Genomic DNA, 20,522 nt, shown 5'->3' on the forward strand with positions numbered 1-20,522 from the left:
GCGCAGCGAAGGTGAGTTCCGCAGCCTGCAGAACGAATGCCCCATCCATCGCGAAGCGCAGGCACTGCCCGTCGGGCCACAACGAATCAAGGCAACCAAGGAGGCGCCAGAATGCGCACCCCATTTACCGTAAGACTGATCCAGAGCATGCCGCGAAGCGGCTGGATTGCGCTCGCGATCTTCGCCGCCATTACCTGGATCGGCATTCCCGCAGCGCACCTAATGCTGCCGGAATCGAGCCCGCTACATTTGTCCGCTTACACCATCAGTCTGCTCGGCAAGATCCTGTGCTACATGGTCGTTGCCGTGGCAATGGACCTGATCTGGGGCTATGCGGGCATCCTCAGCCTGGGGCACGGGCTGTTCTTCGCGCTCGGCGGCTACGCCTTCGGCATGTACCTGATGCGCCAGATCGGTCGTGACGGCAGCTATGGTTCGGATCTGCCAGACTTCATGGTCTTCCTCGACTGGAAGGAGTTGCCCTGGTACTGGGCGGGCTCGGACTCCTTCCTGTGGGCCATCTTCCTCGCCATGGCACTGCCCGGCGTGGTCGCCTTCATCTTCGGCTACTTTGCCTTCCGCTCGCGGATCAAGGGCGTGTATTTTTCCATCATCACCCAGGCGCTCACCTACGCCGCGATGCTGCTGTTCTTCCGCAACGAGACGGGCTTTGGCGGCAACAACGGCTTTACCGACTTCAAGCGCATCCTCGGCTACAGCATCACCTCGCCCGAGATGCGTGTCACCCTGTTCGCGCTATCGGCGGCGCTGCTGGTGGCTTGCCTGATCCTCGGTCGCTACCTGGTGAGTTCACGGTTCGGACGCGTGCTCACCGCGATTCGAGATGCCGAATCGCGCGTCATGTTCATCGGTTACAACCCGCTGCACTACAAGCTCTTCATCTGGACCCTGTCGGCCGTGCTGTGCGGTCTTGCGGGTGCGCTTTACGTGCCGCAGGTGGGCATCATCAACCCGTCGGAAATGAGTCCGGCCAACTCGATCGAACTGGCCGTGTGGGTGGCTGTCGGCGGGCGCGGCACGCTGATCGGCGCGGTGCTGGGTGCCGGCATCGTCAATCTGGCCAAGAGCTACTTCACCGTCACCGTGCCGGAGTACTGGCCGTTCTTCCTCGGCTTCCTGTTCATCGCCGTCACCTTGTACCTGCCCGATGGCGTGGTCGGTCTTTGGCGCAAGCTGCGCGCGCGAAAGGGACCGGACAGTGCGGGGGTGAGTGAGACGGCGGTTCGTAAGGCGTCCGAAACCGAAAACACGACGCCGGCCAATTCGTCAGCCAATGGAGCACGGGCATGATGCAGACCACCGATATCGAGCGTGCCGCAAACGAATCCACGGCGAACGCAGGCAACCTTCGCGAACAATGGGAAAGCGAGGCAACGACCAGTCACCTGGTGACGGGCGAGCTCGACCTGTCGCATAACGTCATTCTGTATCTCGACGACATCACGGTCAGCTTCGACGGTTTTCGCGCACTGAACAAATTGTCGCTCGCCATCGATGCCGGCGAACTGCGCTGCATCATCGGGCCCAACGGTGCGGGCAAGACCACGATGATGGATGTGATCACCGGCAAGACCCGGCCGGACGAGGGCAAGGCGTTCTTTGGCCAGACCATCGATCTGACCCGGATGACCGAGCCGCAGATTGCGCATGCCGGCATTGGCCGGAAATTCCAGAAACCGACCATTTTCGAGAAGCACACCGCGTTCGAGAACCTCGAGCTGGCGATGAAGGCCGACAAGCGCGTGCGCCGCAGCCTGTTCGCGAGTCTGTTCGACGACGAGCGCGACCGCATCAGCGATGTGCTGAAGCAGATCCGGCTGGACAAGGAGGCCGATCGCAGCGCTGGCCTGCTGTCGCACGGGCAGAAACAGTGGCTGGAGATCGGCATGCTGCTGATGCAGGAGCCGCGTCTGCTGTTGCTGGACGAGCCGGTCGCCGGCATGACCGACGATGAAACCGAGCGCACTGCCGAGCTCTTTGTCAGCCTCGCGGGCAAGCACTCGCTGATGGTGGTCGAGCACGACATGGCCTTCGTCGAGGCGCTGGGGGGCAAGGTCACCGTGCTGTGTGAAGGTTCTGTGCTGGCTGAGGGTGACCTGGCTACGGTGCAGGCAGATCCGCGGGTGATTGAGGTTTATCTGGGGCGTTAGTGTTTTGTTTCTGTGTTGTATGTGCCGCTAACGGCGGTCCCGCGGGGTATTTCTACCATGGGCTGCGGAACTCGCTCGGACAGTCCTCGCCCATTACGGAAATACCCGGCGTCGCTGGCGGTAAGCAGCACAGTCCGCCTCCTCGCAGAACCATAAATTTGTCTTGAACTGGCAAAACCGCGCCCGATTCTTGCTAATGAAACCCTGACCCAAGGCCCCGGGCCACGAGCCAGGAAGCGCCGAAAGGAAAACATCATGCTGAAAGTCGACAACCTGAATCAGTACTACGGCGGCAGTCACATCCTGCGCGGGCTCTCGTTCGAGGTCCCGGTGGGCAAGGTCACGACCCTGCTCGGGCGCAATGGTGTCGGCAAAACCACGCTACTGAAGACCCTGATGGGTCTGGTCCCGGCAGCCAGCGGTTCGATCCACTTTGGTGCGCAGGACATCACCCGCGCACCATCGTACAACCGCGTGCGTGCCGGCATCGGCTATGTCCCGCAAGGGCGCGAGATCTTTCCGCGTCTCACCGTCGAGGAAAACCTGCACATGGGGCTGGCGACGCGTCCCAGCGGTGAGAGCATTCCGACCCGGATTTTCGACATGTTCCCGGTGCTCAAGCAGATGATGAGCCGTCGCGGCGGCGACCTCTCGGGCGGTCAGCAACAACAGCTCGCCATCGGGCGGGCACTGGCCTTCGGCCCCAAGCTGCTCATCCTTGACGAACCGACCGAAGGCATTCAGCCTTCCATCATCAAGGACATCGAACGTGCCATCCGCAGCCTGGCCGCCACGGGCGAAATGGCCATCCTGCTGGTGGAGCAGTATTACGATTTTGCCCGCGCCCTGTCCGATCAGTATCTCGTCATGGAACGTGGCGAGATCGTCATGCGAGGGGCGGGCGAGGATATGGATGCGGACGGCGTACGCGAAGCGCTCGCCGTCTGACACCGGGCCCCGGTGGCCCGTACAGGAGAACCGGTATGGCCAACGGATGTAGCTGGGATTCGCTCGACGCACACCTGTTGCGCGTGCTTCATGTATTGCTTACCGAAGGCAGTGTGTCGCGCGCGGCGCGTCGCCTCAATCTGTCGCAGCCTGCGGTCAGTACCGCCCTCAAGCGCTTGCGCGACATCACCGGCGATCCGCTGCTGGTGCGCTCGCGCGGCGGCATGACGCCGACCGAGCGCGGCGCCGAACTGCTCGAGCCGATTCGCATCGTGCTTGAACAGCTCGAACGCATCGCGGAAGGCCCGAGCGGGTTCGATCCCGCCAGCACGCGACGCAGTTTCAACGTGGCGACGCCGGACTACCTCAACGCCATGCTGCTGGGCGAGGTCGTATCCGATGTGCACAAATGTGCGCCGAAGGCGCAAATCGTGTTTCACTCGATGACGCAGAGTTCCGATTATCCGCGTGCGCTCGAATCCGGCGAACTCGATCTGGTCATCGGCAACTGGCCCAATCCCCCGGATCACCTGCGTACCGCCCCGCTGTTCGAAGACCGCATGGTGGTGATGATGCGCAGCGGGCATCCGCTGGCAAGCGCGCAGCTGGATATGGGAGACTGGCTCGCCGCCGACCATGTCGTGCCAACGCCGTACTCGGTGGGGCAGCGTGGCGTGGTCGACGTGTTTCTTGCCCGCGAACGACTGCGCCGCAACGTGGTGGCGCACGTTCCCTATTTCCACATGGCCCCGTTCATGTTGATCGATTCGGAGCTGATCTTTACCGCTCCGGCGCGTTTTGCCGAGCACTATACGACCATGCTGCCGCTGTGCATCGTGCCCGCGCCCGTCGAGCTGCCGGCAATGGCCTACTATCTGCTCTGGCACGACCGTACCCAGCACTCGGCGGAGTGTCGCTGGTTTCGCGAGCGGATCGTGCGTGCCGCGCGGGCGGCACCCGCGGCGACAGCGCTGCGACGGGTCGCTTGAGCCGATCGCCGTCCACGGTGTATCGGTGGAGCCCGGGTCGCCGTTCTGGATTGTTGTGCCAAATTGCAGGCAATGTGCCGCGACCACGTTTCACCGGCACGCTTCCCATATGCGTGGGTTTATCGTTAAGTTTCATTGGTTTGCCCTGAGCGAGGGTGGGTGTCAGCGCGGTACTATTGGCGACCGGGCGTGACGTCGGTCAGCGACTCATCCGGCTGAGCCGACGCCTGAGTGATCGGGAGCCATACGACGAAGGTCGTGCCGACGCCGGCTTCGCTGGTCAGTTCGATGCGTCCGCCGTGCTTGTGCACAATGCCGTAGGAGACAGAAAGACCCAGGCCGGTACCTTTGCCCACGTCCTTGGTGGTGAAGAACGGATCGAAAACCTTCGAAAGGTTTTCGGCGGGGATGCCGATGCCGTCGTCACTGATGGAAATCCATACCAGGTCGCTCTGTCGCCCGCTGCGCAGCAGGATCGTGCCGTGCTTCGGAATGGCATGCACTGCATTGAGCAGCAGATTCATGAATACCTGATCGATCTGTGAGGGGATGCAATCGACCAGCGGCACGTCGCCGTATTCGCGCACCACGTCGGCCTTGAGCTTCAACTCGTTCGACACCAGGCTGATGGCGCGTTCTAGTCCGACGTGCAGGTCGACCCGGCGGCGGGCAAGGTGGCCGGCGCGTGAGAAATCGCGCAAGTCGTGCACGATGTGCTGGACCCGGCTGGCGCCTTCGAGCGATTCCGAAATCAGGGCCATGACGTCCTGGCGCAGATAGGCAAGATCGGTTGTGCGCCGCAATTCACGGAGCTTTTCCTTGCGCTCGGAAGGGGGGATCTCGGGCTCGAGTGCTTCGTAGGCATCGACCAGGTTGAGGAGGCTCTGTGCATAGTCGTTGAGCGTACCGAGATTTGAGTTGACGAAGCCGATCGGGTTGTTGATCTCATGAGCCAGGCCGGCGGCAAGCAGGCCAATCGAGGCAAGCCTCTCCGATTGCCGCACCTGGATGTCGGCCTGTTCGAGTTCTAGGATGAGCCTTTGCTGCTCCTCTTTTTCGCGCTGGAGCTGATCCTTGGTCCGCGTCAGGGCACGGGTTACCCTTTCGTTTTCTTCCAGTGCGGCCGCCAGTGCCCTGGTGCGTTCCTGCACCTGACGCTCCAGCAGCAGGTTCGACTGAAACAGGCCAAACTGTGAGCCGGGTGAATTCAAGGTGCGTTCCGCTCGATCCATCAACGCGCGCAACATCTTGTTGAGGCGGGCAATTTCGGCGTGAAGTGCCGCGTTGGTCTTGTTGGGCATGGCGTGCAGCTTCCTCAACGGCCGATGGCAATGCCGGTCAGTGTCTGATTGACGTGGATACCATTGATCTGTTCGCCATAAGTACTGAATCCCACAGCATGGAAGCGCTTGAGCAATGTCTCCACCGCGTCCCGGTCTCCGCGTTGCATCATCTCCACCTGACGAAGGTAGCAGTCGCACGCGATCAGGAGTTCGGGTTTGCCACCGATCTCGGCGCTCAGGGATTCGAGCGCCTGTTCAAGATTGGCGACCAGGTTCTCGCCCCGGGCAACACGGAATACCAGGCCCTCCTCGATCGCGCTGAAAAATGTCAGGCTGCCGTCTTCATTGACCCGCTGGATCGAGCGCACGTAATCCGTGCCGTCGATCACGACGACGACTGGCGAGGAGGCAAATCTGGCCTCGGAGAGTTCTTCAACGCTGGTGCCGATGAGACGGGCATACTCCTGTGCGGCGGGCAACCCGTTGATTTCATGGACTATGCGGCGGCCTGCGTCGGCCTCGGTGACGACCAGACGCTCGGACTCCCGGATGAAGTGCTGTGTCTTGAAGGTTTGAAATGGCCGTTCGGTACGGATCAGCGAAAGCAGGGCTGCGTTGGCGTGAAAGGCACCGCGGTGAAATATCCAGGTCTGGCAAAAATCGGCTCCGTCGCCGGCCGAGCCACCGAACATCGGCAGCGTGCCAAGCTCGCTCTGTATCGCGTTGGCAACGGGCTCTTCGCGGATCGACAGGCCGTCGATCAGAAGGAAACCAAAGGTGTTGCGGGCAGCGCGCGCCTTCCCGTCGTCGTCTAGGGTTTCCAGCAACCTGCGCGCGAACGCACGGGCATCGCCGATATCGAGATCCTGCAGCCCCTGCAGCAGGTCATAGGCCACCTTGAATCCGCCGCTAGGGAGACTGAAGCCGGAAAGGCTGCCGGCGCGATATCCGGCTGGGCCGATCTCGCCCGCCGTAGTGCAGCCGATCACCGGGACGTCGACAAATCGCTTGTTCAGCGCCGCGGCCAGCGCCTCGAGATCGTAGTCGGCCGAGCAGAAGAATACGACGAGCGCGGCGTCGGGCTGCCGAACCGAATGGTAGAAGTCCTCCGCCGCAGCTTCGGGGTCGGTGGCCGGGGAGTGGCCCATCCGAATGCGTGATGTGCCCCCATGCGTCTCCATTCTGTCGTCTCCGGTGTGCGACATACAATGTTTCCGTCGGGGCCATAATACAGACTACATGGTGGGTGTCCTAGTCAGACGTGGATCGCGGGATGTGGTCTTTCGGTTGTCGCAGGCTTACATGGCCCCGTTCGGATTGCGGTGTGCCCAGCCGGTGAGTTTGCGTTCGATCAGCGCGAAAAGCTCATACATCACCACGCCCATGATGCCGATCACGATCAGGCCGGCAAACACCAGCGCCATGTCCATCGACGAACTGGCGGCCATCATCAGGTAGCCGATGCCGAGGTTGGAGGCAACGGTTTCGGAGATGACAGAGCCGACGAAGGCGAGGGTGATCGCGACCTTCAGCGAAGCGAAAAAGTAAGGCATCGCGCGCGGCAGGCCGACTTTCTTCAGGATGTCGAGGCGGGACGCCCCGAGCGAACGCAGCACGTCTTCCATCTCGGGTTCGAGCGTTGCCAGGCCGGTGGCCACGTTCACCACGACCGGAAAGAACGAGATCAGGAAGGCCGTGAGAATGGCGGGAATCGTGCCGATGCCGAACCACACTACCAGAACCGGTACGAAGGCCACCTTGGGGATGGAGTTGAAGCCCACCAGCAGGGGGTAGAGGGCCTTGTAGATGATCGGTGACGACCCCACCGCTGCGCCCAGCAGCAGTCCGAAGACCACGGCGATGGCGAAGCCGGCAAGTGTGGTGAGGAAAGTCTGCGTGGCATGCATCATGATCGGATCCCAGTGGTCCAGGGTCGAATGCCATACTGCCGACACCGAGGGGAAGAGGAACTCAGGTACGTTGAAGGCGACGACGATGCCTTCCCACAGCAGGCCGAAGAGCGCAACGACGAGCCATGGAGCAAGCCGGATCAGGGTTTTTTGTGACAGCATGAGGGCCTCCCGGCTCAGGATTGGCGAATGTGGCCGATGTGTTCGCGCAGTTCGTGCACATAGTCTGCAAACGGCTCGGAGTAGGTCACGTCGAGGTCGCGAGGACGGGGAAGGTCGATTTCACGCCTTGCCAGAATGCGGCCCGGGCGTTTGCTCATCACGTACACCGTGTCGGCGAGGAACACCGCTTCGCGCAGATCGTGGGTGACCAGCACCACGGTGAACGGCTCTTCCTGCCACAAGTCGCGCACCATGCACCACAACTCCTCGCGAGTGAAAGCGTCGAGCGCGCCGAACGGTTCGTCGAGCATCAGCAGGCGTGGCTTGTGGATCAGGGCACGGCAGATCGACGCGCGCTGCTGCATGCCACCGGAGAGTTCCCACGGGAACTTGTCCTCGAAGCCGGCCAGGCCGACGCGCTTGATCAGGATTCGCGCCTGCTCTTCGTATTCGGCCCGTTTCGTCCTCAGCGTGGAGCGGTAAGGCTCGACGATTTCCATCGGCAGCATCACGTTCTGCAAGGTCGTGCGCCAGGGCAGCAGGTTGGAAGCCTGAAAGGCCATGCCGACGCACTTCTGCGGACCGCCCACTTCACGACCGTCGACGTACACATAGCCCTTCGAGGGCGGTTTGAGTCCGGTGACCAGTTTCATCACCGTCGACTTTCCACATCCCGACGGGCCGACCAGCGCAATGAACTCGTTCTCGCGAATCGACAGACTGACATCCTCGATCGCAAAGGGACTGCCAGGCTGGTACGCCAGGCTCACATCTTCAAAACGGACGAAATCCATGATCGATACCGGCGGGCGCAAGCATGTATGCATGCCACCCGCGCACTCCTCTAGGTGATGCTCACTTGATCGCGCGTTCGGCGAGCGGCGGCAGATAGGCAACGGTAAACAAGGCCTCGGCGTCCGGCGTGGCAGGCAGTCCGAAGGCGACAGCCGCTTCGGCCACGGAGCGCTTCAGGCGCGCCGGATCGACCGCGCCAAGACCAAGTGAGCGCGTTTCGGGCGTGACGACGACGGATTCGAGTGCAAGTTTGAGGCGCCGGCTTTCGAGTGCGACGTTGATCAGCGGGTCACGTTCCTTGACCGCGAGGATGGCGGAATCCGGACTGGCGATGGTGTCCTTCAGGGCCTTGTTGAAGGCGCGTACGAAACCTGCGACGGCCTTGGGCTGTTCGTTCAGCATCTTCGGGCTTGCAATCAGCGTGTTGCCGTAGAACTCGACACCATGCTCGGGATACTTAAGGGCGACGATGTCCTCGGGTTTGACGCCCCGTGCTTCGAGATTGAGCACGCTGGTGAAGTAGAAGCCGGTAATTCCGTCCACGTCGCCGCGTGCAAGCAAGGTCTCCCGGATGGCGGGTTCGACGGTTTGCCACTTCACCGCATCTGTGGCCAGGCCGTTGGCCTTGGCAAATGCCGGCCACGCCTTGCGTCCGGCGTCGAAGATCGGCGCCGCCAGCGTCTTGCCGGCGAGATCGGCAGGCTTGCTGACGCCGGATTTCTTGAGCACGAAAACCGCAGCTGGCGTCGAATTGTAGGCCATGTAGATGCCCTGGATCTTCGATCCCGGCGTCTTGGCGTCGTACTCGACCAGCGCATTGAAGTCGGCAAATCCCATGTCGTAGGCGCCGGTGGCGATGCGCGTCACCGCACCGGCTGACCCGTTGCCTGCGTCAATCTCGACATCCAGCCCTTCGGCGGCAAAGTAACCCTTGCTCTTGGCCAGCAGGAAAGGGGCTGACGGCCCCTCGAAGCGCCAGTCCAATGTGAACTTGATCCTGACCGGCTCTGCGGCGTGCGCCGGTCCGAGCCCCATCGTGCAGGTGGCGAGCAGCAGTGCGGCCAGCGCGCGGCGGCGGGTCATCCGTGTGGTGACGGGGTTTGCCTTGGTACGAAACATGTGCAGCTCCTGAGTGTCGGTCGATCACATCTGGCAAGCGTCATGCCATGCGAAACGCGGTCAAAAGGCGGCATTCAGGGCCGGTTTCGAGGGTGTAGGGCACCGAAGCGGTGCGCTCAAATACAAGGCTGAGGATAGTGGGTTGAAATCTATCGATTTTGCGATGCACAACTGCGGTGCGAGGCGGCAGGAAAAGCGCGATGGCGGTGCAGCGGGAAGTGATCTCTCGATCGCAAAATACACAATATAAACAGATACTTGTTTAATGTATGAACATGTGAAATCGGTAATACGGACTATAGCGCATCAACCCCTTGGTCCCTGTTAGCTTGAAAAAAAGCAACTGTCGATGTTGCGATGAATCATCCCTTTCTTGCTCAGGAGCCCCCGTATCATGAAGCCCAGTTTCTCGACCCGCATGCCCTCCCGCAAACTCGCCGCTGCGGTGATAGGCACCTGCCTCTCGCTGCCATATGCGGCCACCGCGGCCAACTGGAGCGATACCTCCATCTCCTATCGCTATGGAGAGCAGTTCAACGAGCCGGCGATTGCCAAGGATGTTTCAAAGGACATCGTCGGCTTCACCCATGTGAGCGGCCATGGCTATGGGCAGAACTTCCTAAACGTCGATATCCTGATGTCGGACAAGAATGATCCTGCCAAGGGCGGTGGCACGGGGGCGCAGGAAGTTTACGTGGTCTATGCCCATCAGCTGTTCATGGGCAAGGTGCTCGACAGGAGTCTGTCCTTCGGACCGGTCAAGGAGGTGGCGCTGACGACCGGGTTCGACTGGAATTCGAAAGACACCGCCTTTGCCCCGAAAGTGCGCAAGATTCTTGTCGGTCCGACGCTGAAGTTCGACATTCCCAAGGGCTATTTCGATGTCAGTCTGCTGTTCTACAAGGAATGGAACAACAATGGCATCGTCGGCAAGTCGGTCAATTTCGACTCCACCTACCGTATCGCCATGGCCTGGGGGGTGCCCTTCACAGTGGCATCGGTGCCGCTGTCCTTTGAAGGCTTTCTGAACTACACCGGGGAAAAGGGAAGGGATGGTTTCGGCGTAAAGACCGACCCCGAAACCTGGACCGACATGTTCATCATGGCCGATGTGGGCCAGATGTTGATGGGCAAGCCGCGCACCTTGCGGGCCGGCATCGGTTACGAGTACATCAACAACAAGTTTGGCGCGAAGGAAGGTAGCACCGGCTCGGAAACCACGACGCCGATGATCAAGGTGCAATGGCACTTCTGACGCAAGGCCCTGTGCCGAGCCGGAACACGGGCGGCCAGGGTCGCCCTTGTCGTTGAGCGGGGTGTTTTCATTGTTGTCTATTGGCCGCCAGTCCAGCTACGGGCGTAGCGGTTGCCGAGGCTGGTCAGAATCTCGTATCCGATTGTGCCCGCGCGTTCGGCGACGGTGTCGACCGGATTCAGCGGACAGGCCAGATCGATCAGTGTGCCTTCCTGGAGTGCACCTTCCGCGGTATCGGTGGCGTCAATCGTGATGGTGTCCATTGATACATTGCCCACGACCGGAAGGCGGATGCCGTGGAAATGGGCGTAACCGCTATTGCTCAGGCTGCGCAGGTAGCCGTCCGCATAGCCGATGGCGACAGTGACAATCCGCGACGGGCGGCGGGCCGTCCACCGATGGTTGTAGCCCACCGCGGTACCGCTGTCGATGAGCCGCGTCTGAATCACCTTGCCGCGCAGATGGATGACGGCGCGCTGGGGATTGTCGATGCCTGCGGCCGGGGCGATACCGTAAAGGGCTGCGCCGGGGCGTACGAGGTCGAAGTGATAATCTGCGCCGAGAAAGATGCCCGACGAGTTGGCCAGGCTGGCCGCAGTGGGCGGCAGACGCCGCAGCGCAGCGCGGAAGCGCGCCAGTTGCCCGGTGTTGATCGGATTGCCCGCCTCTTCCGCGCTGACCAGATGGCTCATGATCAGCGTGAGATCGATGCCCTGGAGCAGGTCGGGGTCGTGTGAGACAAGATCCAGTTCTGCTGCCGATAGCCCCAGCCGGGCCATGCCGGTATCCACCTGCAGGACGGCCGGCAAGGTCTTTCCAAGCTGTTGTGCCAACGCGCGCCAAGCAGCCAGTTGCGGCAGGCTGTTCAGCACCGGCACGATATCGTGGGCGGGGAACACCGGCTCGGCGCCCGGTGGTGCGCCATGCAGGACATAAAGCGTGGCGTCCGCCGCGAGCAACGGGCGCAGGGCAAGCGCCTCGTCGACGTGGGCGACGAAGAAATGGCGGCAACCGGCACGATAGAGTGCGGGCGCGACGTGCTGCGCGCCCAGGCCATAAGCGTCGGCTTTGACCACGGCTGCGCAGTGGGTGGTGCCAACGCGCGACTTGAGACTGCGCCAGTTTTCGCAGATGGCATCCAGGTCGATGATCAGCAGTGCGCCGGCGTGGGTTCGGGACGACGTGTTCATTGCGGGAAGCGGCGCGGGTGCTGGGCGCCTTTGTGCGTGAAGGTCATGATTCGGCGAGCGTCTCGGCCCGGTGCGAGGTGAACCGCTCAGCGGTAGCGGGCAATGCCGAGGTCGTCCATCTGGATCTCGGGAGTGCGTCCGCTGACGATGTCGGCCATGACGCGCCCGGTACCGGCGGCCATGGTCCAGCCCAGCGTGCCATGGCCGGTGCTGAGGTACAGGTTGCGATAGCGCGTCTTGCCGATGATGGGGGTGCCGTCGGGCGTCATCGGTCGCAGCCCGGTCCAGAATTCGGCCTTGCTCACATCGCCACCACGCGGGAAGAGATCGGTGACGACGAACTCGAGGGTTTTTCTTCTGTTTTCGACCAGTTCCAGGTCATAGCCTGAAAGCTGCGCCGTACCGCCCACGCGAATGCGGTCGCCAAGGCGGGTCACCGCCACCTTGTGGGTTTCATCCATGATCGTCGACTCGGGCGCCATCCTGGCGTCGGTGATCGGCACCGTGATCGAGTAGCCCTTGACCGGATAGACCGGAACGTCGATGCCGAGCGGCTTGAGCAGCAGGGGCGAATAGCTGCCCAGCGCGAGGACGTACTGATCGGCGGTCAGCATGCCAGCGTCGGTGCGTACGCCGCTGATCCGGTCGCCGCTGTATTCGAGGCCCTCGATCGTCGTGCCGAAGCGGAACTTGACCCCCAGGGCCTCGGCCATGCCGGCCAGGCTCTGGGTGAACTTGAAGCAGTCACCGGTTTCGTCGCCCGGCAGGCGCAGCGCGCCTACGAACTTCTCCTTCACCGCGGCGAGCGCGGGTTCGTACTCGAGATAGCCGGCCTGGTCCAGTACCTGGAAGGGCACGCCGTACTCCTTGAGAATGCCGATGTCCTTGGCCGTGTCGTCGAGCTGCTTCTGGGTGCGGAACAACTGCAAGGTGCCCTGGCTGCGTTCATCGTAGCGGATGCCGGTCTCGGCGCGCAGTTCACGCAAGCAGTCGCGACTGTACTCGGCAATGCGCACCATCCGGCTCTTGTTCACGCGATAGCGGGCTTCGGTACAGTTGCGCAGCATCGACAGACCCCAGCGCCACATCTTCGGGTCGAGCATGGGTTTGATCACCAGCGGGCTGTGATGCATCAGCAACCATTTGATCGCCTTCAGCGGCACGCCGGGGCCGGCCCACGGGGCGGAGTAGCCGGGCGAGACTTCGCCGGCATTGGCGTAGCTGGTTTCCAGCGCCGGCCCCGGCTGGCGGTCGACCACGGTGACGTCGTGGCCGGCACGTGCCAGATAGTAGGCCATCGTCGTGCCGATGACGCCGCTGCCGAGGATGAGTACATGCATTGATCTGCTCCGTTTTGCGTGGTGGATGTCTCTTCCGGGGGGCAAAAGACCGTCTGAATCGCGTTAGCAACGCGCATGCCAGATCTCCAATGCTAGTTAAATCAATGTGTTGTATGTGATCTCCCGGCGCGACGCAGGGCATCCGTACGAAAATCAGTACACTTTTTCCCGGCGATCGCCGGTAGGCAGAGATAAATCGTTGTGAAACAGCATTTTGGCTGATGTGTATCGGTTACGATACGCTGTATTGAAATTAGTACATTGATGACTCATGCGCATCTCCGTCGTTTTCTCCGACCGTGTCGGCATTGCCCAGGAGGTCCTTGGCGTACTGGCCCGGCGCTCGCTCAATGTCACCGCGGTCGAGGTTGATCCGCCCTGGGTCTACATCGAGGCGCCCGAACTCGACCAGGCCGGCCTGATCGCGTTGCGGCAGGAGATGCAGCAGGTGCCCGGTGTGCAGTCGGTCGACGCGGTGGCCATGCTGCCCGGGGCACAGCGCAGGCTGTATCTCGACGCCTTGATGGCGGCGCAGGCCGATCCGATGCTGGCAATCGACTCCGGGGGCGAAATCGTCGTCGCCAACGGCGCCGCCGTTGCGGCCAGTGGTATTTCCGAGGACGCGCTGCTGGGCTCGTCGATCACGGCGCTGATCCCGGACGAGGGCTTGCTCGAAGCGCTGGTCGAAGGCGGGTACCAACTGTCCGCGCGCGAGATCGAGATCCGTGGCGAACCCTACCTGCTCGAGACCTTGCCCTTGCAGGAAAGCGGCGGGCGAACCGCGGGAGCGGTGCTGACCCTGCATGCGCCGAGCCGCCTGGGCGAGCGTCTGAGTGCCCTGCAGAATCTCGATTCGGGTGGTTTCGAAGCCATTCTCGGCAGCTCTTCGCAGATCGTGCAGCTCAAGCAGCGGGCGGCACGCATGGCCCAGGTCGATGCCCCGCTGCTGATCAGCGGCGAGACCGGCACCGGAAAGGAATTGCTGGCGCATGCCTGCCATGCGGGCAGCGCACGCGGCACGGAACCCTTCTTCGCGCTGAACTGCGCCGCACTCCCCGAAAGTCTGGCCGAAAGCGAACTGTTCGGTTACGCACCGGGGGCCTTCACGGGCGCCTTGCGCGGCGGCAAGCCTGGCCTGCTCGAACTCGCCCATGGCGGCACGGTGTTCCTCGACGAGGTCGGCGAGATGTCGCCCTATCTGCAGGCAAAGTTGTTGCGATTCCTCAATAACGGAAGTTTCCGCCGAGTTGGCGGCGATCGCGAGACCCGGGTCGATGTGCGCATCATCAGCGCCACCCACCGTGCGCTCGAGGCCATGGTCGAGGCCGGGCAGTTCCGTCAGGACCTGCTGTTTCGTCTCAATGTGCTCAATCTGCACATGCCGTCCTTGCGCGAGCGTCCGGACGACATCCTGTCGCTGGCCAACTTCTTTCTCGAACGCGCCTGCGCGCAAGCCGGCCGACCGCTGCAGCGCCTGTCGCCAGCGGCGTGCGCGGCCTTGCTGGCGAATCCGTGGGAGGGCAATGTGCGCCAGTTGCAGAACGTCATTTTTCGCGCCATGACGATGACCGAGCGGCGGGTGATCGACGCCGACGATCTGGAGCTGGCCAATGCCGCTCGCCAGGGCGTGAATGGCGTATCGGAAGAAATCACCAGCCTGGATCAGGCCGTGGCCGATTTCGAGAAGGGCATTCTGCAGCGGCTGTATCGCGACTTTCCCTCCAGCCGCAAACTGGCCCGGCGCCTTGGCGCCTCGCATTCGGCGATCGCATCCCGCATGCGCCGCTACGGGATCGGCCAGGGTTGAAGCCCGTCCCCCTGCGTTCTTCGCTGTTTGCTCTCGGTGCGGCTTTCGAGTGGGCATCGTTATTGCATGTATATATAGCGATGGCGGCTGCGGAGGGCCGCGCCATCTTGCATAAATCAGCGGATGGATATGATTAAACGAGAAATTGCCCTCCGGATTCAGTGAGGATTGCGATGTGCTATATACAACACAACATATAAAAGCTGGCGATCGACGTCGGGTTTCCGACAGCGGCGATCAACCGTGGTGGAGAAATCTCCCTACGGAATGGCGTGACATGGTCGTAACACCGCTCGCCTTCGATCTGTTTCGCGAAGCAGACCTGGATGCCGAGCGGGTGTTCGGATACGACCATGACGGTGTGGCCTGCTATTACGCCCATCGCTACGTGCTGCGTGAGCCGCGCTCGGATGATGGCGAGGAGTTCTACGCGGCGCCGGCCTACTCGGAGTCGGTGTCGGCCTGGTTGTTGCGGGATGAGCGCTGGCTGATCCATCGCGTCGTGCGTGTCGGTGAGGACTGCGGCGGGCGGGGCTTCTACAGCTTCAGCGAGAGCATGCCGCGCTGAGGGGCTTTTCTTCATTCTTTGGCAAGGAGTCCGTTCATGTCGGTCCATGTGTTTTCAATTGCGGGTGGTTTCCGCCGCGCCTTTTCAGGGGTGCGGTCAATTCTCGCCCTCGTTGTGTTTGTTCTCGCAGGCGCCTTGCCTGCGCAGGCTGCGGACACGCTGACCATTGCTGCCGGCGCCGGCTACAAACGGCCGGTAAGCGAGCTCGCGGCTGCTTTCGAACGCCATGCCGGGGTCAAGGTCGAGCCTTTCTTCGGCAACATGGGGCAGGTGTTGGCACAGGCTGTGCAGAGCGAGCAGGTTGCGATCGTGATCGGCGATCAGGCCTTTCTCGAAAACGCGAAGCAGCTCGGTTTCGGGCGCTACCTGGGGGCCGGCAGGGGGCGGCTGGTGGTCGCCTGGCCAAACGGAAAGGCGCTCACGCGACCCGCCGACATCGCCGAGGCGGACGTTGCCCGCATCGCATTGCCAGACGTGCGTCATGCGGTTTATGGCAAGGCCGCAAGTGAATACCTGGCGCGCAGCGGGCTGGCGGACAGGGTGAAGGACCGACTGCTCACGGTTTCCACCGTTCCCCAGGTGACCGCCTATCTGGTCAGTGGCGAGATCGATGCCGGATTCATCAATCTGACCGATGCACTGGGCGTACGCGAGCGCATCGGCGGATTCATCGAGATCGATCCTGAGCAGTATGGGGAGATCCGGATTGTCGGTGGCGTGGTCGAGGGGCGCGAGGGTCTGCCTGGTGTGCATGCGTTCGGCGATTTCCTCGAGACCCCGGAGGCGAAGGCCATCCTTGCGCGTCACGGTCTGTGACGCAGGGGGTGAATGCGCTTCTTGCGGTGCTGGCTGAACCGGCCGTCACGCAAGCCCTGCGTCTGAGTGCGGAGGTGGCGTTGGCCACCCTCGTGCTCCAGTTGGTGGCCGGGCTTGGGCTTGGCTATGCGCTGTCGCAGCGGCGCTGGTTCGGGCGGGGCCTGGTCGACACGATGGTGACGCTGCCGCTGGTGTTCCCGCCGGTGGCGACCGGTTTTGTGCTGCTGATGGTGCTCGGCCGTCGTGGGCCGGTTGGAAGCTGGCTCGGGGAGCAGTGGGCGATCGAGGTGGTGTTCTCGTTCTGGGGGGTGCTGATCGCGTCGCTGATCGCCGGGCTGCCGCTGGTGGTCAAGCCGGTGCAGTCGGCGCTCGAGAGCGTGTCGGGCCGGCTGGGCGAGGCGGCGCGGGTGTTGGGCAAGACCGAGCTCGAGATATTCCTGCGCGTGCTGTTGCCGAATATTCGCGGTGCGCTGGCGGCAGGGCTGGCGCTTGGCCTCGGGCGCTCGCTTGGCGAGGTCGGCATCACGTTGATGTTGGGGGGCAATGTTGTCGGGCGAACCACGACCATGTCGCTGGAGATTTTCAACGCGGTGAGCGGTGGGGAGTTCGAGCGCGCTGCGGTGTTGTCGCTGGTGCTGGGGGTGGTGTCGCTCGGGCTGTTCGCCGCATTGAAACGGCTGGGCGCGGTCTGACGGGCGGCCAGGTCCGAGAATGAAATCACCGCGGCCGGGGATCGGTCATCCCCTTTCAACCGGTGTTTTCCTGCCCGGATCCGCCAAATGCCTCACAATCGGTCGCGTTCGTCCTCATTCCTCACCTTGCCGGCTGCACGCGCTCAAGGGCGACCGCCGCCTTGCGCACGTGAGCCCGAGCGGGGCTATGGGATGCAGGTAGCGCACCGTCGCCATCTCTGCCGCACGCCGGTGTAGCAGGCGCAGGCTCAGAATCTCCAGCCACCTCCACAGGCGACCGCCGTCGTCGGCCCTGACCTCTGCCGCCTGAAGCGCGGCATGTGCGCATTCGAGCCAGTGCCGGCGTTCGGCCTCAGTGCAGTGCTGCGCGAGCCGGTCGAGCAACGGCTCCAGGCTGTCCGGCGTGACGCTCCCGCCATCGCGCAAGCTACCCAGGCAGGCCGCAATCGCGCGGCAACGGCTGAGCCGCAGCGTGCCGGTCGGCGGTTGGCGCGGGTTCAAGGGGCCTGTGCTCAGGCCGACCTGCAGGTGAAGGGCGAATGTCCTCAGCCTGGCGTCACTTGCCGAAATGCCACGCAGGCTCGGCAGGTGGATCGTCGTGGTCGATGTTGCGCCCCAGTGTTCGGGGCGTGGGGCTCGATATTCGCACATTGCAACTCCTTGTCAGCGAAGCATCGGGTCGATGCCAGCAAGCGCAATGCCATATGGGTCGGCGCCGTGGTGCCGAAGCAGGAGGGGCCTGGAAGCGTGTGTCTGCGTGTTTGGCCGTTCGGGATTCACCGTGAGAGGCATCGAAGTTGTCTTCATTGCGACATTTTATATGTATCAATGTAAACAATAAAACATATGCCATGGCGAAAGATGTGAGCATGTCCAGGATATTTTCTGGGTGAGCTCATTGTTTATATGTAGATGAATATATCGATAAGTGCCTGTCTTGTGCGGGCGAGCCCGGTGGCTCACCTTTCGACCGGGCTTCCGGTGTTCGGCGGTGAACTGATGGCCGTGAGGCACGCACGGACCAGCGGTCGGCGCTCACAAGCACCTTGTCGCCAGGTTCGAGCATGGCATCAGGCTCGCCGTGCGCGAGCCAGGTTCGGCCTTCGGCTTCGATCCGGTACTGTGGTCTGCCTTCCGTGATGCCGATGCAGGCGAGCACGCGTGCGGAAATGGTGAGCCGGTTGTCGTCCCCGACGTCGACTGCCACGCCGAACAGTTCCCGGGGTGGGGCGTTTGCGACGATGCGCCCGCCTTCCATTACCGCGGCGCGGTCCGCCAGCCGCAGTGCTTCGGCGGTGTCGTGGGTGACGAGCACGGTCGTCGTGGGGCGGTGGCGGTGCATGGCCAGCAGTGCGTCCTGCAGGTCGTTCCGCATCTTGCCGTCGAGCGCGGACAGCGGTTCGTCAAGCAGTAGCAGGTCGGGTTCGGCGGCCAGCGCACGTGCCAGCGCCAGACGCTGTTGCTGCCCCCCCGACAGCCGTCCCGGACGCTGGTCCGCCAAGGCATCGAGGCCGACCATGTCGATCAGCTCATCCGCGCGTGAGCGAGGGGTGCTGCGACGCAGCGCGAAGCGCACATTGCCGCGGACCGTCATGTTGGGAAACAGGGCGTAGTCCTGGAATACCAATCCGGCGCGCCGCTGACGCGTTGGCAGCGTGATGGCGCGGGTGGTGTCCAGCCACACGCGCCCGAAGGCGATGACGCGGCCTTCGTCCGGCTGCAGCAGGCCTGCCAGCAGCCTCAACAGCGTGGTTTTCCCTGTTCCCGACGGGCCAAGGAGCGCCAGTATTTCGCCCCTGGCGATCTGAAGTTCGACATCGAGCAGGGCCGGGCCGTGAGCGCCCGACAGCATCTTCCTGACCTGAACCGAGATGTCCCCGCGCACGACGTCGCCCGCGCGGGCAGGGTGGTGCAACCGGCGGGAAAAGGGCCACATGATGTCGATACCGTGCGTTGGAACAATAGGTATCGTCACAGCATGTGCCGTGCCTGCACCGATGTCTGGCACGCCGCGGGGCGCGCCAGACGCATATTCAGGCGGGCACGCCGAGAATCACATTTGAGGCCTTGATGACGGCAGTGACCGTTGCGCCGGGCTTGAGGCCGAGTTCGGCGGCCGCTTCCCGCGTGATCACCGAGGCGATCTCGCTTCCGCCCGGCAGTGCAATGCTCACCTCGGCATTGACGGTGCCCACTTCCACCGACTTCACCGTGCCGGTGAGACTGTTGCGTGCCGAAAGCCGAATGTCGCCGCCGTCGCTCATCAGCATGACCCAGGGGGCCTTCACCAGGGCAATGACCTCCTTGCCGACGGCCAGTTCGAGCGTACGGATGCTTTCCATGGTGACGATGGCCACCAGTGTGTCGCCGCCGCCGATCGCGACGGACACCTCCGCGTTGACCGCGCCGGACTGCAGTGCGGTGATGGGGCCTTTGAAGATGTTGCGGGCGCTGACTTTCATGCTTTTCTCCGACATGAGGGAATGGATGTGATACCAGGAAGCGTTGTAGCATTCAGTACATTAAAATGTTCCAAATCGAACAAATGCTGCATGGCAATAACTCTAGATCCACTGCCTGTATCGATGCAACCATAGTAAAGCGCAGGTGGCACGCTTCTGGCTTTATATAAAATGGAATACATAATGATCACGCAAACGATGACACCGACCCGCTTCCTCGCCCGCATGTCGCTCGAAACCGAGATCGGAGCGGCCCTGTCCGATACGCGTATCCGCCTGCTCGAGGAAATCGGGCGCAAGGGGTCGATCAATCAGGCTGCCAAGGCGGTGCCCTTGTCCTACAAGGCCGCATGGGACGCGATCGATACCATGAACAATCTCGCCCCGGAGCCACTGGTCGTGCGCGTCACCGGCGGACGACAGGGAGGCGGCACTCAGCTCACCGAGTATGGCCAGAAGATGGTGGCGATGTACCGGGCCTTGGAGATCGAGTACCAGGCTGCGCTCGACCGGCTGTCGGAACGCCTCAATGAAGCGGGAGGGTGCGATATCCGTGGCTTCCAGAAACTGATGCATCGCATGAGCATGAAAACCAGTGCGCGCAACCAGTTTTCCGGCGCGATCACCGGTTTGCGCGATGGCGGCGTGGACTACGAGGTGCGCGTGCGCCTCGATGCCGACACCGAGATCGCCGCCATCATCACCAAGGCCAGCGCGGAAAACCTCGGGCTGACGATCGGCAAGGAAGTGTTTGCACTGGTGAAGTCGTCCTCGGTGATGCTGTCCGTCGATCCCGGTATGCGGCTCACCGCCCGTAACCAGTTGTGGGGCGAGGTCTCCGAGGTGCACGAGGGTCCGGTGAACAACGAGGTCACCTTGGTGCTGCCGTCGGGTCGTAGCGTGACCTGCGTGGTGACCGGCGAGAGCTGCAAGGCGCTCGGGATCGAACCCGGCGCAAAGGCCTGCGCCTTCTTCAAATCATCCAGCGTCATTCTGGCCATCTACGAATGAGGCT

Annotated in this window: 20 protein-coding genes; 10 read left to right on the top strand and 10 right to left on the bottom strand. The window is 62.5% G+C overall.

Translation table 11 applies throughout. The features are described 5' to 3' along the window. Positions 1-111: 111 nt before the first annotated feature. The 4 genes from urtC (at position 112) to J5J83_RS16485 (ending at position 4,108) form a co-directional block, all read left to right on the top strand. Positions 112-1,311, top strand: a complete 1,200-nt coding sequence (gene urtC, locus J5J83_RS16470; RefSeq protein WP_249115758.1) for an urea ABC transporter permease subunit UrtC — start codon at positions 112-114, stop codon at positions 1,309-1,311. Then, on the top strand, positions 1,308-2,171 hold the full coding sequence (gene urtD, locus J5J83_RS16475) for an urea ABC transporter ATP-binding protein UrtD (protein WP_249115759.1): 864 nt from the start codon (positions 1,308-1,310) through the stop codon (positions 2,169-2,171). The genes urtC and urtD overlap by 4 nt, the downstream gene beginning before the upstream one ends. A 255-nt stretch (positions 2,172-2,426) precedes the next feature. After that, a complete protein-coding gene (gene urtE / locus J5J83_RS16480) occupies positions 2,427-3,119 on the top strand; it encodes an urea ABC transporter ATP-binding subunit UrtE (protein ID WP_212350984.1) in 693 nt (230 codons plus the stop codon). A 35-nt stretch (positions 3,120-3,154) separates the two neighbouring features. Beyond that, complete coding sequence (locus J5J83_RS16485) at positions 3,155-4,108, top strand: LysR family transcriptional regulator (protein WP_212350986.1); 954 nt, start codon at positions 3,155-3,157, stop codon at positions 4,106-4,108. 173 nt (positions 4,109-4,281) lie between these two features. Here the strand turns inward: J5J83_RS16485 and J5J83_RS16490 are convergent, their stop codons facing one another. The 5 genes from J5J83_RS16490 to J5J83_RS16510 form a co-directional block, all read right to left on the bottom strand. Then, positions 4,282-5,409 carry an ATP-binding protein gene (locus tag J5J83_RS16490; protein WP_212350988.1) on the bottom strand — a complete coding sequence of 376 codons (1,128 nt, stop codon included), beginning with the start codon at positions 5,407-5,409 and terminating at the stop codon, positions 4,282-4,284. A 14-nt stretch (positions 5,410-5,423) separates the two neighbouring features. Further along, positions 5,424-6,539, bottom strand: coding sequence for a nitric oxide-sensing protein NosP (gene nosP / locus J5J83_RS16495; RefSeq protein WP_212350990.1), 1,116 nt, complete (start codon positions 6,537-6,539; stop codon positions 5,424-5,426). Between the two features lie 150 nt (positions 6,540-6,689). Next, positions 6,690-7,463 carry an ABC transporter permease gene (locus J5J83_RS16500; protein ID WP_212350992.1) on the bottom strand — a complete coding sequence of 258 codons (774 nt, stop codon included), beginning with the start codon at positions 7,461-7,463 and terminating at the stop codon, positions 6,690-6,692. A 14-nt stretch (positions 7,464-7,477) separates the two neighbouring features. Next, positions 7,478-8,290, bottom strand: a complete 813-nt coding sequence (locus J5J83_RS16505; RefSeq protein ID WP_249115760.1) for an ABC transporter ATP-binding protein — start codon at positions 8,288-8,290, stop codon at positions 7,478-7,480. A 28-nt stretch (positions 8,291-8,318) separates the two neighbouring features. After that, a complete protein-coding gene (locus tag J5J83_RS16510; protein ID WP_249115761.1) occupies positions 8,319-9,377 on the bottom strand; it encodes an ABC transporter substrate-binding protein in 1,059 nt (352 codons plus the stop codon). Between the two features lie 394 nt (positions 9,378-9,771). Here J5J83_RS16510 and J5J83_RS16515 point away from each other — a divergent pair, with 394 nt between their 5' ends. Beyond that, on the top strand, positions 9,772-10,632 hold the full coding sequence (locus J5J83_RS16515) for a hypothetical protein (RefSeq protein ID WP_249115762.1): 861 nt from the start codon (positions 9,772-9,774) through the stop codon (positions 10,630-10,632). A gap of 77 nt (positions 10,633-10,709) precedes the next feature. On the opposite strand, the gene alr is transcribed toward J5J83_RS16515, so the two are convergent. Both alr and J5J83_RS16525 read right to left on the bottom strand, forming a co-directional pair. After that, the gene (alr, locus tag J5J83_RS16520; protein ID WP_212350994.1) at positions 10,710-11,822 is read right to left on the bottom strand and encodes an alanine racemase; all 1,113 of its coding nucleotides are present in this window, start codon (positions 11,820-11,822) and stop codon (positions 10,710-10,712) included. Positions 11,823-11,908: 86 nt separating this feature from the next. Next, complete coding sequence (locus J5J83_RS16525; protein ID WP_212350996.1) at positions 11,909-13,162, bottom strand: D-amino acid dehydrogenase; 1,254 nt, start codon at positions 13,160-13,162, stop codon at positions 11,909-11,911. A gap of 271 nt (positions 13,163-13,433) precedes the next feature. On the opposite strand from J5J83_RS16525, the gene J5J83_RS16530 reads away from it, so the two are divergent. From J5J83_RS16530 to J5J83_RS16545, 4 genes are all read left to right on the top strand, one after another. Further along, entirely contained in the window at positions 13,434-14,969 is a 1,536-nt protein-coding gene (locus tag J5J83_RS16530) for a sigma 54-interacting transcriptional regulator (RefSeq protein WP_212350998.1), read from the top strand. Between the two features lie 277 nt (positions 14,970-15,246). Then, complete coding sequence (locus J5J83_RS16535; protein ID WP_212351000.1) at positions 15,247-15,537, top strand: hypothetical protein; 291 nt, start codon at positions 15,247-15,249, stop codon at positions 15,535-15,537. Positions 15,538-15,573: 36 nt separating this feature from the next. Then, the gene (gene modA / locus J5J83_RS16540) at positions 15,574-16,353 is read left to right on the top strand and encodes a molybdate ABC transporter substrate-binding protein (protein ID WP_212351002.1); all 780 of its coding nucleotides are present in this window, start codon (positions 15,574-15,576) and stop codon (positions 16,351-16,353) included. A gap of 8 nt (positions 16,354-16,361) precedes the next feature. Next, positions 16,362-17,045 (top strand): ABC transporter permease subunit, encoded by a 684-nt coding sequence (locus J5J83_RS16545; RefSeq protein ID WP_212351004.1) that lies wholly within the window; start codon positions 16,362-16,364, stop codon positions 17,043-17,045. Positions 17,046-17,159: 114 nt separating this feature from the next. On the opposite strand, the gene J5J83_RS16550 is transcribed toward J5J83_RS16545, so the two are convergent. The 3 genes from J5J83_RS16550 to J5J83_RS16560 all read right to left on the bottom strand — a co-directional run bounded on the left by J5J83_RS16550 (position 17,160) and on the right by J5J83_RS16560 (position 19,507). Beyond that, complete coding sequence (locus J5J83_RS16550; RefSeq protein WP_212351005.1) at positions 17,160-17,696, bottom strand: hypothetical protein; 537 nt, start codon at positions 17,694-17,696, stop codon at positions 17,160-17,162. Between the two features lie 244 nt (positions 17,697-17,940). After that, positions 17,941-18,981 carry an ATP-binding cassette domain-containing protein gene (locus tag J5J83_RS16555; protein WP_212351007.1) on the bottom strand — a complete coding sequence of 347 codons (1,041 nt, stop codon included), beginning with the start codon at positions 18,979-18,981 and terminating at the stop codon, positions 17,941-17,943. A 97-nt stretch (positions 18,982-19,078) separates the two neighbouring features. After that, positions 19,079-19,507: a TOBE domain-containing protein gene (locus tag J5J83_RS16560; RefSeq protein WP_212351009.1), complete on the bottom strand. Its 429-nt coding sequence runs from the start codon at positions 19,505-19,507 to the stop codon at positions 19,079-19,081. A gap of 183 nt (positions 19,508-19,690) precedes the next feature. On the opposite strand from J5J83_RS16560, the gene J5J83_RS16565 reads away from it, so the two are divergent. Further along, positions 19,691-20,518 (top strand): TOBE domain-containing protein, encoded by an 828-nt coding sequence (locus tag J5J83_RS16565; RefSeq protein ID WP_212351011.1) that lies wholly within the window; start codon positions 19,691-19,693, stop codon positions 20,516-20,518. The last annotated feature ends 4 nt before the right edge of the window (positions 20,519-20,522 follow it).

The organism is Azoarcus sp. L1K30, assembly GCF_018122735.1.
GTDB lineage: Bacteria > Pseudomonadota > Gammaproteobacteria > Burkholderiales > Rhodocyclaceae > Parazoarcus.